The sequence below is a fragment of the Sphingomonas sp. M1A8_2b genome (assembly GCF_053345535.1).
This window is the reverse complement of record NZ_JBKFAH010000001.1, coordinates 288,892-304,322: the sequence shown is the minus strand read 5'-3', so window position 1 is coordinate 304,322 and position 15,431 is coordinate 288,892. Positions and strand designations below refer to the sequence as shown.

At 66.0% G+C, this 15,431-nt stretch carries 14 protein-coding genes; 8 read left to right on the top strand and 6 right to left on the bottom strand.

Features of this window, described 5'->3' with window-relative positions; all coding sequences use genetic code 11:
* The first annotated feature begins 473 nt into the window (after nt 1-473).
* The 4 genes from crtY (at nt 474) to ACLBWL_RS01550 (ending at nt 5,038) form a co-directional block, all read left to right on the top strand.
* The gene (gene crtY, locus ACLBWL_RS01565; protein ID WP_447789625.1) at nt 474-1,640 is read left to right on the top strand and encodes a lycopene beta-cyclase CrtY; all 1,167 of its coding nucleotides are present in this window, start codon (nt 474-476) and stop codon (nt 1,638-1,640) included.
* The gene (locus ACLBWL_RS01560) at nt 1,637-3,127 is read left to right on the top strand and encodes a phytoene desaturase (RefSeq protein ID WP_447789623.1); all 1,491 of its coding nucleotides are present in this window, start codon (nt 1,637-1,639) and stop codon (nt 3,125-3,127) included. The genes crtY and ACLBWL_RS01560 overlap by 4 nt, the downstream gene beginning before the upstream one ends.
* Before the next feature lie 197 nt (nt 3,128-3,324).
* Complete coding sequence (locus tag ACLBWL_RS01555) at nt 3,325-3,906, top strand: LOG family protein (protein ID WP_447789621.1); 582 nt, start codon at nt 3,325-3,327, stop codon at nt 3,904-3,906.
* Nucleotides 3,907-4,090: 184 nt separating this feature from the next.
* Nucleotides 4,091-5,038 (top strand): phytoene/squalene synthase family protein, encoded by a 948-nt coding sequence (locus ACLBWL_RS01550; RefSeq protein ID WP_447789620.1) that lies wholly within the window; start codon nt 4,091-4,093, stop codon nt 5,036-5,038.
* Between the two features lie 73 nt (nt 5,039-5,111).
* Here ACLBWL_RS01550 and ACLBWL_RS01545 read toward each other — a convergent pair whose 3' ends face one another.
* The gene (locus tag ACLBWL_RS01545; RefSeq protein ID WP_447789618.1) at nt 5,112-5,342 is read right to left on the bottom strand and encodes a hypothetical protein; all 231 of its coding nucleotides are present in this window, start codon (nt 5,340-5,342) and stop codon (nt 5,112-5,114) included.
* 122 nt (nt 5,343-5,464) lie between these two features.
* Here ACLBWL_RS01545 and ACLBWL_RS01540 point away from each other — a divergent pair, with 122 nt between their 5' ends.
* Nucleotides 5,465-7,294 carry an ABCB family ABC transporter ATP-binding protein/permease gene (locus ACLBWL_RS01540; RefSeq protein WP_447789617.1) on the top strand — a complete coding sequence of 610 codons (1,830 nt, stop codon included), beginning with the start codon at nt 5,465-5,467 and terminating at the stop codon, nt 7,292-7,294.
* Nucleotides 7,295-7,797: 503 nt separating this feature from the next.
* Here the strand turns inward: ACLBWL_RS01540 and ACLBWL_RS01535 are convergent.
* The 3 genes from ACLBWL_RS01535 to ACLBWL_RS01525 form a co-directional block, all read right to left on the bottom strand.
* A complete protein-coding gene (locus ACLBWL_RS01535; protein ID WP_447789615.1) occupies nt 7,798-8,871 on the bottom strand; it encodes a type I restriction endonuclease in 1,074 nt (357 codons plus the stop codon).
* Between the two features lie 89 nt (nt 8,872-8,960).
* On the bottom strand, nt 8,961-9,620 hold the full coding sequence (locus tag ACLBWL_RS01530) for an SdpI family protein (RefSeq protein ID WP_447789613.1): 660 nt from the start codon (nt 9,618-9,620) through the stop codon (nt 8,961-8,963).
* Entirely contained in the window at nt 9,602-9,904 is a 303-nt protein-coding gene (locus ACLBWL_RS01525) for a metalloregulator ArsR/SmtB family transcription factor (RefSeq protein ID WP_447789611.1), read from the bottom strand. The genes ACLBWL_RS01530 and ACLBWL_RS01525 overlap by 19 nt, the downstream gene beginning before the upstream one ends.
* A 257-nt stretch (nt 9,905-10,161) precedes the next feature.
* Here ACLBWL_RS01525 and recQ point away from each other — a divergent pair, with 257 nt between their 5' ends.
* From recQ to ACLBWL_RS01510, 3 genes are read left to right on the top strand one after another with little or no spacing between them, the layout of a single operon-like run.
* The gene (gene recQ, locus ACLBWL_RS01520) at nt 10,162-11,931 is read left to right on the top strand and encodes a DNA helicase RecQ (RefSeq protein WP_447789609.1); all 1,770 of its coding nucleotides are present in this window, start codon (nt 10,162-10,164) and stop codon (nt 11,929-11,931) included.
* Nucleotides 11,928-12,356 carry a TIGR01244 family sulfur transferase gene (locus ACLBWL_RS01515; protein ID WP_447789607.1) on the top strand — a complete coding sequence of 143 codons (429 nt, stop codon included), beginning with the start codon at nt 11,928-11,930 and terminating at the stop codon, nt 12,354-12,356. The genes recQ and ACLBWL_RS01515 overlap by 4 nt, the downstream gene beginning before the upstream one ends.
* The gene (locus ACLBWL_RS01510; protein WP_447789605.1) at nt 12,353-12,784 is read left to right on the top strand and encodes a hypothetical protein; all 432 of its coding nucleotides are present in this window, start codon (nt 12,353-12,355) and stop codon (nt 12,782-12,784) included. Before ACLBWL_RS01515 ends, ACLBWL_RS01510 begins: the two co-directional genes overlap by 4 nt.
* A gap of 713 nt (nt 12,785-13,497) precedes the next feature.
* On the opposite strand, the gene ACLBWL_RS01505 is transcribed toward ACLBWL_RS01510, so the two are convergent.
* A complete protein-coding gene (locus ACLBWL_RS01505) occupies nt 13,498-14,847 on the bottom strand; it encodes an ammonium transporter (protein WP_447789603.1) in 1,350 nt (449 codons plus the stop codon).
* Nucleotides 14,848-14,858: 11 nt separating this feature from the next.
* Nucleotides 14,859-15,197: a P-II family nitrogen regulator gene (locus ACLBWL_RS01500; protein WP_056053652.1), complete on the bottom strand. Its 339-nt coding sequence runs from the start codon at nt 15,195-15,197 to the stop codon at nt 14,859-14,861.
* Nucleotides 15,198-15,431: the final 234 nt, after the last annotated feature.

Genomic DNA, 15,431 nt, shown 5'->3' with positions numbered 1-15,431 from the left:
CTCCGAAGCACGTACCACCCCGGCGGAGGCCGAGGCCAATTGGAGGGGTGGCAATAACGGCGCGCTGCCCGTGGTCACGGTCGTCCCCCATCTGGACCCCGGCCTTCGCCGGGGTGGTACGGGTATATCGTCCATCTGTTTTTGGAATTGGGCTCCCCCCTCTGGAAGGGAGGGATAGTCAGGCCGTCGGGGGCAATGTTCACCCCGACGGACGTACCACACCGGCGGAGGCCGGCGCCCAATTGGAGAGGTGGCGATAACGGCGCGCTGCCCGTCGTCACATGCCCCTCCCATTTGGGCCCCGGCCTTCGCCGGGGTGATACGTTTATGGGAGTTAGGCCCCCTACCCTCCAGGAAAGGGGGAGCGTGGTCGTGTTGGCTTCCGGTCCCCTCCGACAATGCAGGTTGTCTTCGCATCCAATTGCCGGGGAAAGGTTGTTTTCGAGGGCGCCGGTTTGCGCTAGTCCGGCGGGATGGCATCGACGATCTCCTGCGACGTCGCGATCGTTGGCGCGGGCCTGGCCGGCGGGATGATCGCGCTGGCGCTCAAAGCGAAGCATCCCGCGCTCGACGTGCGGCTGATCGACGCCGCGCCCACGGTCGGCGGCAATCATCTCTGGTCGTTCTTCGGCAGCGACGTGGCGGAAAGCGATCGCTGGATCGTCGCGCCGCTCGTGGTGCATGCGTGGAACGGGTACGACGTGCGGTTTCCGGCGCATGCGCGGACGATCGATGCGACCTATTATTCGATCGAGAGCGAACGGCTCGACCGCGAGGTGCGCCGTGTGCTGCCGGCGGATGCGCTGATGCTCGGGCGGAAAGTGTCGGGCGCGAGCCCGACCGCGGTGGTGCTGGCGAACGGCGACCGGATCGAGGCCAACGGCGTGATCGACGCGCGGGGTCCGGGCGACCTGTCGCTGCTCGACCTGGCGTGGCAGAAGTTCGTCGGGCGCGAACTGGTGCTGAAGGCGCCGCACGGCAGCCCCACGCCGATCGTGATGGACGCGACCGTGCCGCAGATCGACGGCTATCGCTTCGTCTATTGCCTGCCGCTGGCCGACGACCGGATGTTCGTCGAGGACACCTATTACAGCGACACCCCCGACCTCGATGTCGAGACGCTCACGACCCGCGTCCATGATTATGCCGAGGCGCGCGGCTGGGCGGTGGCGCAGGCGGCGCGCGTGGAATCGGGCGTGCTGCCGGTCGCGATGGGCGGCGATTTCGAGGCGTATTGGCGCTCGGGCGGGGCGCATGTCGCCAAGGCCGGGATGCGCGCCGGGATGTTTCATCCGACCACGGGGTATTCGCTGCCCGACGCGGTGCGGACGGCGTCGATGCTGGCGCGTCTCAGCGATTTCTCCGGCACGACCCTTCATGACGCGACGCAGGCGATGGCGCGAGCGACGTGGAAAAGCCGCGGCTTCTACCGGATGCTCGACACGATGTTGTTCCGCGCGTCGGAGCCCGAGGAACGCTATCGCATCCTCGAACGCTTCTATCGCCTGTCGCCGGCCCTGATCGGTCGCTTCTATGCCGGACGCTCGACGCTGACCGACAAGGCGCGCGTTCTGACCGGCAAGCCCCCCGTCCCCATCGCGCGCGCCGTGCGCGCCATCGCAGGCAGTATGAGACCATGAAGACCGCAATCGTCATCGGCGCAGGATTTGGCGGGCTGGCGCTCGCGATCCGGCTGCAATCCGCGGGCGTGCAGACGACGATCGTCGAATCGCGCGATAAGCCGGGCGGGCGTGGCTATTATTGGGAGCGCGCCACCGACGAAGGCACTTTCACCTTCGATGCGGGGCCGACCGTCATCACCGATCCGGATTGCCTGCGCGAATTGTGGGCGCTGACCGGGCGCGACATGAGCGCGGACGTGACGCTCGATCCGGTCCTGCCGTTCTACCGCCTGAACTGGCCCGATGGGACAAATTTCGACTACACCAACGACGACGTGCAGATGCGCGCCGAGATCGAGAAGCTGCATCCGGGCGACTGGGCGGGGTACGAGAAGTTCCTGCAATATTCGGCAGGTGTGTTCCACGAAGGTTACGAAAAGCTCGGCCATGTCGCGTTTCTCGACTTCGGGTCGATGATCAAGGCGGCGCCCGCGCTGGCGAAATACCAGGCGTGGCGCTCGGTCTATTCGATCGTGTCGAGCTTCGTGAAGTCGGAGAAACTGCGCGAGGCGTTGAGCTTCCATACGCTGCTGGTCGGCGGCAACCCGATGACGACGAGTGCGATCTATGCGCTGATCCACAAGCTCGAGCGTGACGGCGGGGTGTGGTTCGCGCGTGGCGGGACCAACCGTCTGGTGGCGGCGCTGGTGACGCAGTTCGAGCGGCTGGGCGGCGTGTTGCGGCTCGACGATCCGGTGACGTCGATCGAAACGCTGGGCGATCGCGCGACTGGCGTGACGACCGCGAGCGGCTGGTCTGGTCAGGCCGATGCGGTGGCGGCGAACAGCGACATCATGCACACGTATCGCGACCTGCTGGCGACGTCGCGGAGTGCCAAGCGGAAAACCGGGTCGCTCGAGCGGAAGAAATACTCGCCGTCGCTGTTCGTGGTGCATTTCGGGATCAAGGGTACGTGGCCGGGCATCCCGCACCACATGATCCTGTTCGGGCCGCGCTATAAGGGGCTGCTCGAGGACATTTACGACCACGGCGTGCTGAGCGAGGACTTCTCGTTGTACCTGCATCATCCGACCGTGACCGATCCTTCGCTGGCGCCGGAGGGGCATTCGACGTTCTATGCGTTGGCGCCGGTACCGCACATGGGGAAATTCCCGGTCGACTGGGACGAGATCGCGCCGATCCTCGAGAAGCGCATCCTCGACGAGATCGGGCGGCGGTTGATCCCGGATATCCACGAGCGGATCGTAACGAAGTTCTCGTACGCGCCGAAGGATTTCGCGCAGGATCTGAATGCGCATCTGGGTAGCGCGTTCTCGCTGGAGCCGGTGTTGACGCAGAGTGCGTATTTCCGGGTGCACAACCGCGACGAGCATATTCCGAATTTGTACTTCGTGGGGGCTGGGACGCATCCGGGGGCTGGGATTCCTGGGGTTGTCGGGAGTGCAAAGGCGACGGCTCGGTTGATGCTGGAAGGCGAGAAGTAGGAAATTTGTTCGCGCAGAGGCGCGGAGGCGCGGAGATTGTTGCATCCGGTTTTTCGGTCGGCAGACACAACTATCTGTTCGTCGAAGGTGATTGGGCAGTCGCTGCGCGACAAGCGCTACATCTCCGCGCCTCTGCGCCTCTGCGCGAACAAAATCTTCCCTTGCAGCCGCCCGCCGCCATCCCCTAGCGAGGCGGGATGAAGAGACTTGCTGTGTATTGCGGGTCGGCGACGCCGGCTGATCCTGTCTATATCGAGGGCGCTCGGGCGCTCGGGCGCGTCTTCGCCGAGCGAGGGATTGGCCTCGTTTATGGCGGCGGGCGGACCGGGCTGATGGGCGCGATCGCGGATGGCGCGCTGGAGGGCGGCGGCGAGGTTATCGGCGTTATTCCGCAGGCGCTGGTCGATGCCGAGGTTGCGCATCGCGGGCTGACCGAATTGCACGTCGTCAGCGGCATGCATCAGCGCAAGCAGATGTTCACCGATCTCTCCGATGGGTTCGTGACGATCCCGGGTGGGACGGGGACGATGGACGAGCTGTGGGAGGCGCTGAGCTGGGCGCAGCTTGGCTATCATGCGGATCCGGTCGGGTTGCTGAATACCGCGGGCTATTACGATCACCTGATCGCGTTCTGGGAGAAGATGGGGGAGGTTGGCTTTTTGCGTCCACAACACCGGGATCTGCTGATCGTGGCGGATACGCTCGACGTGCTGCTCGACCGGATGGGGCGCCACGTGCCGACACAGCCGATCGTGCGGATGAACGCGTCGGATTTGTGAGGTTGACGGCTCACTCCATCACCTGCCGCCATCCCAACGTTCGCCGCCACCCCGGCGGAGGCCGGGGCCCAGTTGGGAAGGTAGAGGTAACGACGCGCAGCGCCAGCCAATTGATGTCCCCCAACTGGGCCCCGGCCTTCGCCGGGGTGGTGCATGTAACGGTGGTGGCGTGTGGGGTAATCTCGTGACCGCCCCCCTCCCCTCCCGCGAGGCGGTGGTCGCTACCGCGCACGAATCGATCGCGCGTGGGTCGAAGAGTTTTGCCGCCGCCAGCCTCTTGTTCGACAAGCCGACGCGCGAGCGGGCGTGGCTGTTGTATGCGTGGTGCCGGCGGTGCGACGATATCGCGGATGGGCAGGATCATGGGCACGGGATGACCGTGGTCGAGGATGCGCCGGCACGGTTGGTGGCTTTGTCGGCCATGACCGAGCAGGCGCTCGCGGGGGAAGTCGTCGGCGAGCCGGCGTTCGATGCCCTGCGCATATTCGCGGCCGAGACCCGGCTCCCGAAGCGGTTTGCGCGCGATCTGGTCGAGGGGTTCGCGCTGGATGCGCGCGAGTGGCGGCCGCGGTCGGAGAACGATCTCTACAAATATTGCTACCATGTCGCGGGCGTCGTCGGGTGCATGATGGCGATCGCGATGGGCGTCGATCCCGACGACGAGGATACGCTCGATCGTGCGTGCGACCTGGGGATGGCGTTCCAGCTCGCCAATATCGCGCGCGATGTCGAGGAGGATGACCGGGTCGAGCGATGCTATCTGCCCGAGGACTGGCTGGTCGAGATGGACTTTCCACCGGGGCAGCACATGAAGCCGCCGTTCCGGTCGCGCCTCGCGGTGTTGACGAAGCGGATGGCGGATCGCGCGGCGGCGTTCGAGGCGAGTGCGCGGGAGGGGACCCCGGCGTTGTCGTTCCGCTCGGCCTGGGCGGTGTTGTCGGCGGCGGGAATTTACGGGGCGATCGGGCGGACTGTGGCGGCTCGCGGGGAGCACGCGTGGGATCACCGGGTGACGACGTCGGGGCTGCAGAAGCTGGGGTTTATCGTGACGGCAGCGCGGGAGGCGGCTCGGCGGGAGAAACTGTATCCGCGAACTGTGAGGGACGACCGGTTGTGGACGCGTCCTCGCTGATTACCTGCGTCTAGCTTGTTCTACCGCGAAGGCGGGAGTCCAGTCTGGGTCCCCGCCTTCGCGGGGAAACAGTTTAGCCCTGTGGCTTGGCCCTGCCGGTCTTCGCCATCAACTGGCCCTGCGCACGGCAATTCGCGCCGATCATCGGATACGGAACGTCGGTGTTCTGCGCCAACTGGTCGGGGAGCGCGGCGCGGCACTGCGCCATCGTCTCGTAGCGTGCCGGGATCACGCGCGCCTCGGTGCAGTTCACGTTGCCGTCGCCGCAACCCATGATCGCCATGACGTAGAACAGCGGTTCCATTTCACTCTCCGGTTGCGGGCGTGCCGTTGCGGCAGGACGTACCGATAAAAGCGACGAAGCGGCAGGATTGTTCCCCCAACCGCTTTCGCCGGGGCTTGACTGCGCCTACATCGCTTCGATCCATGCCCCCTGACAGCTACACCTCCACCCGCGCGGACCAGCCGTTGCTGCCGACGCTCCGCCGCTTCCTGCCGTTCCTGTGGCCCGCGGGGCAGCCCAAGCTGAAGGCGCGGATCGTCGTTGCGATGCTGCTCGTGATCGCGTCGAAGCTGATCCAGGTCTTCGGCGCCGCGTTCACGCTGAAATACGCGGTCGACGCGATGGCGGGGAACGATCGTACCGCGCTGACGCTCGTCGTGCTGCTGGTGGTCGGATATGCGGCGTCGCGGTTCGGGACGACGTTGTTCGACAATCTGCGCAACGCGGTGTTCGAGCGCGTCGGGCAGGATGCGTCGCGGCGACTGGCGGCGCAGGTGTTTCGCCATCTGCATGCGCTGAGCCTCGATTTCCATCTGTCCAGGCGGACGGGTGCGGTTACAAAAGTGGTCGAGCGCGGCACCAAGAGCATCGACACGATGCTGTATTTCCTGCTGTTCAACATCGCGCCCACCGTGTTCGAGCTGGTGCTGGTGCTCGGGCTGTTCTGGACCAAGTTCGGCTGGCCGCTGGTCGTCGCGACCGTGGTGATGGTGGTCGGCTATATTCTTTTCACGCGGATGGTGACCGACTGGCGCAATGCGCTGCGCGCACGGATGAACGACCTCGATACCGGCGCCGTCGCGCATGCGGTGGATTCGCTGCTGAACTTCGAGACGGTGAAGTATTTCGGCGCGGAGGAGCGTGAGGCGCGGCGCTACGACAGCGCGATCACGGCGTATTCCGAGGCAGCGGTGAAGAGCGAGAATTCGCTCGCGTGGCTGAACCTCGGCCAGGCGCTGATCACCAACGTGATGCTGGCGGGCGGCATGGGGTTCGTCGTGTGGCGGTGGAGCCGCGGCGAGGCGTCGGCGGGCGACGTGGTGTTCGTGTCGACGCTGCTGGCGCAACTGTTCCGGCCGCTCGATCTGCTGGGGATGGTGTATCGGACGATCCGGCAGGGGGCGCTCGACATGGCGGCGATGTTCGATTTGATCGATACGCCCGCGACCGTGGTGGACGCGCCGGGGGCGCCCGCGCTGGCGGTGAGCGCGGGGCATGTGCGGTTCGAGGGGGTGTCGTTCGGGTATGATGCGGGGCGGCCGATCCTACGCGATCTGGAGCTGGATGTGCCGGCGGGATCGACGCTGGCGGTGGTCGGGCCGTCGGGGGCGGGGAAGTCGACGCTCGCGCGGTTGCTGTACCGGTTCTACGATTTGACGGGCGGGCGGATTACCGTCGATGGGCAGGATATTGCGCAGGTGCGGCAGGCTTCGTTGCGCGCCGCGATCGGGATCGTGCCGCAGGATACGGTGCTGTTCAACGATACGATCGGGTACAATATCGCCTATGGTCGCGAGGGGGCCGAGATGCCCGAGGTCGAGATGGCGGCGAAGGGCGCGGCGATTGCCGGGTTCATCGAGCGCCAGCCTCTGGGCTATGAGACGCGTGTCGGCGAGCGCGGGCTGAAGCTGTCGGGCGGCGAGAAGCAGCGCGTGGCGATCGCGCGGACGTTGCTCAAGAACCCGCCGATCCTGATCCTGGACGAGGCGACGAGTGCGCTCGACAGCCGGACCGAGGCGGAGATTCTCGATACGCTGGAGGCGATCGAGCGCGGGCGGACGACGATCGTGATCGCGCACCGATTGTCCACGGTGGTGCATGCGGACGAGATCGTCGTGCTCGAGGCGGGGCGGATCGTCGAGAAGGGGACGCATGCCGAGCTGCTGCGGCAGGGTGGCGTGTATGCGGAGATGTGGAACCGGCAGGCGCAGGAGCGCGCTGGGGATGATGATGGGGCGCTGGCGGCGGAGTAGGTTGGGCAGCCGTGTGTAGCCATCGGTTCTCACCGCTCCCCACGCCCACGCCGCCGCTCCCGCAGCGTCGGACGTGTTCTGTGCTCATAGCGTAAAGCAAGTACGGCAGCCGCTTTCGAACGGTAGCTTCCCCTTCCTTGTTCTCCCGCGAAGGCGGGAGCCCAGTCTGGATCCCCGCCTTCGCGGGGAAACAAGCTTGCGGCAGCTTCTCGGAACTTGTGCGTTCCCCCATCTGACTCCCACCCCGGCGGAGGCGGGGCCCAATTGGGGGACGTTGCTAACGGAGGGCACCGCGTCGTTATTGCCACCTTTCCACTTGGGCCCCGGCCTTCGCCGGGGTGGTTGTGGTTTGGGTGCTGGGTAGAACACCAGAGGCAGACAGCGCGACGCCCCCCTGTTCCCTCGCGAACGCGGGGGGCCAGGAATCACGAGCGATGGCGCTCCTTGGTCCTGGGCCCCCGCGTTCGCGAGGGAACAGGGGCGGAGCCGGGGCTAGGCAGCGATCATGCCGGGATCGAGGGATCCAGTTCGCGCAACCTTGCCTCGATCGCTGCCGAATATTGATAGATGTGCGTCAGGTCTGACAGCAGATGCCGCGTCTCGTCCTTGCCGGCGAACATCCCGAGATACTTGGTCGTGATGCCGTTGAAGTGCATCCGCGCGACCGTTTTCCGGTTGTTGTCGTCCAGCAGGATCGCGCAATACGACTTCGCGTCGCGGACGATCACGCGTTTGGGGTCGACCAGCCGTGAGGCGATCGCCTGGATGATGTGGAAGCCCGAAATCTCCTCCTGCGTGGTGACGATGCCGTCGCCATCGGACGGGTCGTCGGACGCACCCGGCGGCAGGTCCTCGACCGGGCTCGACGCCTTCAGCGCTGATGACAGCCGTTCGTTGACGAAATCGCGGATCAGCGCGGCGATCGCGGGGGCGAGCAGCTTGGCGAATCCGTCCTTGATCGCGGGCGTCAGGCGTCCGCCATGGACGCGCTGCGCCATCATCCGGACGAACTCGTCGGAGGGCTCGGCGAACTCCTTCTCCAGTTCGAGGCGGATCAGCGACTGCGTCTTGAGGTTGCCGGCCTCCTGGACGATCTTGTCAATGTCGAACGCGGCCTTGGTGAACTTCTCTAGCGTGCGGATGTCGCCGGGCTTGATCGCGTCCATCGTGAAGGTGAAGAACGGCTTGTCGTCCATCTTGTTCGGGCGCTCGATGTCCGAATAGAACTGGTAGACGACGCCGTTGGTGAGCACCGCGAGCCGCGCGTCGGTGACGCTGAAATAGCGGAACAGCTGGCCAGCGTGGTTGACGTTGAGCTGGACCGAGGACGGCTTGCACTCGATCAGGATCGACACTTTCCCGCCCGCGCAGATCGCGTAGTCGACCTTCTCGCCCTTCTTGGTGCCAACGTCCGCGGTGAACTCAGGGACGACTTCGGACGGGTTGAAGACGTCGTAGCCGAGCGACTGGAGGAACGGCATGACGAGCGCGGTCTTCGCCGCCTCCTCGGTCAGCAGGACTTCGCGGTGTTCGATCGTGCGCTTCTGCAGCTCGGCCAGCCTGATGTTCAGTTCCATGCGCGTCCCCCCGGATTGAACGAGGGAGGATGCGCAGGGAAGTTGCGCCGGTCCATGACGGGACCGCGACAACCCGACCGGATCTCGATCTATTGCGCGCGGCGGGTGCGGCGCCAATAGAAGAAGGAATAGAGAACCGGCGTCGCGACCATCACCAGCAGCAGCGCGCGGAAGACGGCGGTGCGGGTTTCGCCCTGCATCGGCAGCGCAGCGAGGACGATGATCGCGAGCCCCGCGGCCATCATGATGCGGCTGGCATAGCGATGCGTGGCGATCCAGTTGTCGGGATCGACGATCGCCCAGGGGGTGCGGATGCCGACGAAGAAGCCGGGGCGCGACTTGGGCAGGACGTTGCCGATCGCGATAAGGAACGCGCCCAGGCCCGCGAGCATCGTCGTCGGAGGAAACGCGAAACCGAACGCCGGGGCGGCGACCACCGCTTCGGACAGGGCCATCATTCCGAGCATTCCGGCCCATGCTGTGCGATAAAGCGGCGCGGACTGTTCGAGCTTGTCCTGCAACGGTTCGAGTGACGGCAGTGCCGCCATGAACAGCGATAGGCCGACCGTCAGCGCGACTGGCGTGAACAGCGCCCTGCTCACGCTGGCGAAGCGATCGGGCAGGCCGTTGCCGCCCCAGTGGGTCGGCAGTTGCGTGCCCGCGGGGAAGCGGCCGAGCGCGATCGCGGCGACGATCGCCAGCGTTGCGGCAGTCAGCGCCGACGCGATCATCAGGTCCCGGTAACGCATGTCTCGCTCCCCTTTTCGTGTGCATCGCCGAGGCGCAGCCTGCCCATGAAGCCCATCACCACCTCCTCCATCACCGACAGGTCGAGCGTGTAGACGATCGACGTGCCGCGGTTCTCGGCCTGGATGAGGCCGGCGGCCTTCAGCTTGGCGAAGTGGTTCGACATGGTCGGCTTCGACACCGCGAACGCGTCGGCAAGCGCGCCGGCGGTCATCGCGCCGCCTTTGAGCAGTTCGAGGATGCGGCGGCGCGTCGGGTGCGCGAGGGCGTCGAAGACCGAATCCATTGGCGCCTATTATTCGCAATTAGACTAATTAGCAATATGGCTAAATACTACAGGTACCTCCCCGGCGGAGGCCGGGGTCCAGTTGGGAAACGTGGCTGGCCAAGGACAGCGCGTCGTTACTACGACCTTTCCAACTGGGCCCCGGCCTTCGCCGGGGTGGTAGTCTTTGGACAGTACGGAGCGCGAACTTGGTACCCCATCGCGATATGACCCCCACTATCCTCGACATCGCCCTGCGGATCGCTACCTAGTCGGCAATGGCACTCGACCCCCTTCCCGATCTCCAGCGCATCTTCGGCTTTCCTGATTTTCGCGGCGTGCAGCGCGATGTCGTCGATCGGGTGCTCGCGGGGCAGCGGACGCTCGCCGTCATGCCGACGGGTGCGGGCAAGTCGCTGTGTTACCAGTTGCCGGCGACGATGCTGGAGGGGACGTGCGTGGTCGTGTCGCCGCTGATCGCGTTGATGCATGACCAGTTGCGGGCCGCCACCGCGGTCGGGATCAAGGCGGCGACGCTGACGTCGGTCGATACCAACCGCGAGGAGACGATCGCGCGGTTCCGGGCGGGCGACCTCGACCTGCTGTATGTGGCGCCCGAACGCGCTTCTAACGAGAGTTTTCGGAACCTCCTGAGCCAAGCGCGGATCAGCCTGTTCGCGATCGACGAGGCGCATTGCGTCAGCGAGTGGGGGCATGATTTCCGGCCGGATTACCGGCTGTTGCGGCCTTTGCTCGACAGTTTTCCGGATGTGCCGCGGCTGGCGCTGACGGCGACGGCTGACGCGCATACGCGCGCGGATATCCTCGAGCAGCTGGGGATCTCGCAGGAGGGGCTGATCGTGTCGGGGTTCGACCGGCCGAACATCCGCTATGCGATTTCGGGGCGCGACAACGTCAATCGGCAGATCGCGGATATCCTCGAGAAGATCCCGGGGCCGGGCATTGTGTACGCGCAGACGCGCGCGGCGACCGAGAAGCTGGCCGAAGCGCTGGGGCGGAGCGGGCGGCCGACGCGGGCGTATCATGCCGGGCTCGACCCGCAGGTGCGCGCGAAGAACCAGGCGGATTTCGTCGCGAGCGAGGACATGGTGATCTGCGCCACGGTTGCGTTCGGGATGGGGATCGACAAGCCCGACGTGCGGTTCGTGTGCCATGCCGGGCTGCCGAAATCGATCGAGGCCTATTATCAGGAGACGGGGCGCGCGGGGCGTGATGGCGACCCGGCGATCGCGCACCTGTTCTGGGGCGCGGAGGATTTCGCGCGCGCGCGGCAGCGGATCGGCGAGGTCGAGCCCGAGCGGCAGGCGGGCGAACGCCAGCGGCTGACCGCGATGGGCGGGCTGGTCGAGACGGCCGGGTGTCGGCGGCGGATCCTGCTCAAGCATTTCGGCGAGGAGCGGCTCGAGGATTGCGGGAATTGCGATAATTGCCTCGGCAACGTCGATGCGGTGGACGCGACCGAGACGGCGCGGAAATTCCTGTCGGCGGTGTTTCGGACCGGGCAGATGTTTGGCGTGGGGTATATCGAGGGCATCCTGACGGGGGTGTCGTCGGAGCGGAGCCTGATGAACGGGCACGAGGCGCTGTCGGTGTACGGGATCGTCGATGGCGACGAGGTCGCGTTGCTCAAACCAGTGTCGCGCGCGCTGATGCTGAAGGATGCGCTGCGCACCAATCCGCATGGTGGGCTCGAGTTCGGGCCGGCGGCGAAGGCGATCCTCAAGGGCGAGGCGGCGGTGTCGATCGTCGTGCCGCCGAAGCGCGAGCGGCGGCGCAAGGCTGCGCCGGGCGCGATACCGAACCCGGTCGACGATCCGCTGTTCGAGGCGTTGCGCGTGCGCCGGCGCGATCTGGCGAAGGAAGCGGGCGTTCCACCGTATGTGATCTTCCACGATTCGGTGTTGCGTGACATTGCGCGGCAGCGGCCGGCGTCGCGCGCCGAGCTAAGCCTGCTTTCAGGCATTGGCGCGCGGAAACTCGACGCCTATGGGGATGCCTTCCTCCAGGTTGTCCGCGAGTCCGCATGATACGGCAAATCAACGAAAGTATTTCGGTCGCGCCGCAGATCGCGGTCGATCAGGTCGCGGAGATCGCCGCGGCGGGCTATACGACGATCGTCAACAACCGCCCCGACGACGAGGATGCGGGACAGCCTTCGGGCGACGCGATCCGCACGGCGGCGGAAGCGGCTGGGCTGAAGTACGTCTCGATCCCGGTGACGCATGCAGGGTTCTCGCATCCGCAGATCGACGCGATGACGCAGGCGCTGACGGATTCGGACGGGCCTGTGCTGGCGTATTGCCGATCGGGAACGCGGAGCTGCAATTTGTGGGCACTGGCGGCGGCGAAGGCCGGGCGCAACCCTAACCTGCTGCTCGCGCAGGCCGAAGACGCCGGGTACGACCTGCGCGGTATCCGCCCGATGCTGGACGCGCTCGCAGGCCCGCGATGAGCCCGGTTGCGATCGGGCCCTATCTGGTCGGGCCCTATGCGATCGGCGGCTCGGTCGTCGCCGTGCTGGTGATCGTTGGTCTCGTCGTTGCCTGGGCGATCGTTCGGGCGCGGCGGGTGGTCAAGATCGAGACGCCGGAAGAGGCGGCGGACGCGGCACAGGCGCATTTGCACGGGTTCGCGGTGGCGGGAGCCGTGGTCGGCGCGGATGGCCAGGGAGCGCTGGCGGTGGCGGACGACGGGCGCGTTGCGGCGGTGAAGCGGGTCGGCAAGCGGCTCGCGGTGCGCGAGGTCGCGTGGCGGACGGTGCGCGCGACGCATGAGGGAATCCTGGTCGAGACCGGTGACAAGGTGCTCGGCGCGGTGATGCTGTCGCGGGTCGATGTGCTCGATATCCGGCGGTTGGCGCCGAAGGGCGTGCGGGTTTAGGCGCGGGCTTTTGCTGGGGTCGCCGCTTATGCGCTCCCCCGTCTTTCGCCCCGCTCCCCCTCCCCGCTCCCCCTCCCCGTTCGTCCTGAGTAGCTGCTGAGCTTGTCGAAGCCGCGTATCGAAGGACGGGTTGGCACACGGAACCCATGCTTCGATACGCGCCCTCGATACGCTCCTGGCGGAGCTACTCGGTCGCTACTCGGCACGAACGGGTTGGGGGTGTTTGCGCGGGTCGTATCGGGGCTCCCCACCACCCCGGCGAAAGCCGGGGCCCAATCGCGGGACGGTGATGACGAAGGACTGTCCCTCGTTACATCGACCTTGCCAATTGGACCCCGGCCTCCGCCGGGGGGGTGCTGGCATAGGACTTAAGTGCCGACCGATGCGGGGAGACGGCACTCTTCTGCTCCCCTTCCGCTTGCGGGAGGGGTCGGGGGAGGGGTTGGCCCCATGGACCGGACGCTAGTACGTACGTCGGCCCCTCCCCTAACCCCTCCCGCAAGCGGGAGGGGGATTTAACCCGCGTCGCTTTGCTGGGTCCTGGGCTCCCGCCTGCGCGGGAGAACAAGGCGCTTAAGCGCTCGCTCGCCACGAACTCGATCGAAGTACCACTTCGATCGATATAAAAAATGGCTCGGTGTGTTGCCACACCGAGCCAAGGTTGTCCGCAGGAGGAACGTCGTGGGTGCGGGCTCGGGTGGCCCGCTACCGAACTAGTCGTAGGCGCGTTCGCCGTGTTCGCCGAGATCGAGGCCTTCGCGCTCGACTTCCTCGGAGACCCGCAACCCGGTCAGCGCCTTGGCGATGAAGATCGCGATGACGGTGCCGATCGCCGCCCAGACGATCGTGGTCGCAACAGCAGCGACCTGGACGAACAACTGGTGGCCCATGTCGAAATCGGGCTTGCCGGGGCCGCCGAACGCGGGCGAGTAGACGATGCCGGTGCCGATCGCGCCGATCATGCCGCCAATGCCGTGGATGCCGAACGCGTCGAGCGCATCGTCATAGCCGAGCTTCGGCTTCAAGACCGTCACCGCGTAGTAGCAGACCACCGAGGCGACCGCGCCGAGGATGATCGCGCCGAACGGGCCCGAGTTGCCGGCCGCCGGCGTGACCGCGACGAGGCCGGCGATGATCCCCGAGCAGAAGCCGAGCGCCGACCCCTTGTGGCCGTTGACGCGCTCGACCAGCATCCAGGCGAGGCCCGCCGAGGCGGTGGCGACGAAGGTGTTGATCATCGCGAGCCCGGCCGAGCCGTTCGCCTCGAGTGCGGAGCCGGCGTTGAAGCCGAACCAGCCGACCCAGAGCAGCCCGGTGCCGATCCCGGTCATCGTCAGCGAATGCGGCGCCATGCGATCGGTGGGATAGCCGATCCGCTTGCCGAGGATCAGCGCGGCGACCAAAGCCGAGACACCGGCGTTGATGTGGACGACGGTGCCGCCGGCGAAATCGAGCGCGCCCATCTTGAAGAACTTGCCGCCCGATGCCCACACCATGTGCGCGACCGGGAAATACACGATCGTCAGCCAGACGATGGCGAACACCATCACGGCCGAGAACTTCATCCGCTCGACCACCGAGCCGAGCACGAGCGCGACGGTGATCGCGGCGAACGTCATCTGGAAGCAGATGAAGACATATTCGGGGATCGCGACGCCCGCGGTGAAGGTGGCCGCGGTGGAGTCGGGGGTGATGCCGCGGAGCAGCGCCTTGCCGAAGCCCGAGATATACTCGCCGCCGCCGTCGCCGAACGCCATCGTGTAGCCGTACATCACCCACAACAGCATCGCGAGACACGCGACCGCGCCGATCTGGGTCATCGTCGACAGCATGTTCTTGGCGCGGGTGAGACCGCCGTAGAACAGCGCGAGACCGGGGACGATCATCATCAACACCAGCAACGTCGACGTCATCATCCAGGCGGTGTCGCCCTTGTTCACGGTAGCAACGACGGGCGCGACCACCGGTGCGGCTGCAGCCTGTGCCCAGGCGGGTGCGGCGGCGATCATCGTCACGCCGAACCCTAGAGCCGCGACGGCGACCTTCTTCAAATCATGCTTCATCTCGTCCCCCCTCAGAGCGCTGAATCGTCGGTCTCGCCGGTGCGGATGCGCACCGCCTGGCCGACGTCGAGCACGAAAATCTTGCCGTCGCCGATCGCGCCGGTGTTCGCCGAAGCCTGGATCGCCTCGACCACGCGGTCGGACAGGCTGGCGGCGCAGACCACCTCGATCTTAATCTTGGGCACCATGTTGGTGCTGTACTCGGCCCCCCGATAGATCTCGGTCTGGCCTTTTTGACGGCCGAAACCCTTGACCTCGGTGACCGTCATACCGGCCACGCCGATCGTGGTGAGCGCTTCGCGCACCTCGTCGAGCTTGAACGGCTTGATGATGGCAATGACGAGTTTCATCGCGGCCCTTCCCCCTTGTTACGGGAGATGCCTCGCAATGTGCGTGCCAGTTGCGGTGTGGAGGGGTGAGGTGTGCTCGGAGAGCGGGCGGAGGCGAGTTTGCGGTTAAAACTTGTGCAGTGCGGTGTGGGTGCCTGTTTTATGGGCAGGCCATCCCCCCCGCTGTTCTCCCGCGAAAGCGGGAGCCCAGGGTTACGAACGATAGCGTGTGTGATTCTGGGCCCCCGCTTTCGC

Excerpts from the sequence above, each read along its gene's own strand:
- ACLBWL_RS01510 (WP_447789605.1), top strand. The coding sequence starts at position 12,353 with ATGAGCCCGGTTGCGATCGGGCCCTATCTGGTCGGGCCCTATGCGATC.
- ACLBWL_RS01560 (WP_447789623.1), top strand. The coding sequence starts at position 1,637 with ATGAAGACCGCAATCGTCATCGGCGCAGGATTTGGCGGGCTGGCGCTC.
- ACLBWL_RS01505 (WP_447789603.1), bottom strand. The coding sequence starts at position 14,847 with ATGAAGCATGATTTGAAGAAGGTCGCCGTCGCGGCTCTAGGGTTCGGC.
- ACLBWL_RS01530 (WP_447789613.1), bottom strand. The coding sequence starts at position 9,620 with ATGCGTTACCGGGACCTGATGATCGCGTCGGCGCTGACTGCCGCAACG.
- recQ (WP_447789609.1), top strand. The coding sequence starts at position 10,162 with ATGGCACTCGACCCCCTTCCCGATCTCCAGCGCATCTTCGGCTTTCCT.
- ACLBWL_RS01500 (WP_056053652.1), bottom strand. The coding sequence starts at position 15,197 with ATGAAACTCGTCATTGCCATCATCAAGCCGTTCAAGCTCGACGAGGTG.
- ACLBWL_RS01535 (WP_447789615.1), bottom strand. The coding sequence starts at position 8,871 with ATGGAACTGAACATCAGGCTGGCCGAGCTGCAGAAGCGCACGATCGAA.
- ACLBWL_RS01525 (WP_447789611.1), bottom strand. The coding sequence starts at position 9,904 with ATGGATTCGGTCTTCGACGCCCTCGCGCACCCGACGCGCCGCCGCATC.
- ACLBWL_RS01555 (WP_447789621.1), top strand. The coding sequence starts at position 3,325 with ATGAAGAGACTTGCTGTGTATTGCGGGTCGGCGACGCCGGCTGATCCT.
- crtY (WP_447789625.1), top strand. The coding sequence starts at position 474 with ATGGCATCGACGATCTCCTGCGACGTCGCGATCGTTGGCGCGGGCCTG.
- ACLBWL_RS01545 (WP_447789618.1), bottom strand. The coding sequence starts at position 5,342 with ATGGAACCGCTGTTCTACGTCATGGCGATCATGGGTTGCGGCGACGGC.
- ACLBWL_RS01540 (WP_447789617.1), top strand. The coding sequence starts at position 5,465 with ATGCCCCCTGACAGCTACACCTCCACCCGCGCGGACCAGCCGTTGCTG.
- ACLBWL_RS01515 (WP_447789607.1), top strand. The coding sequence starts at position 11,928 with ATGATACGGCAAATCAACGAAAGTATTTCGGTCGCGCCGCAGATCGCG.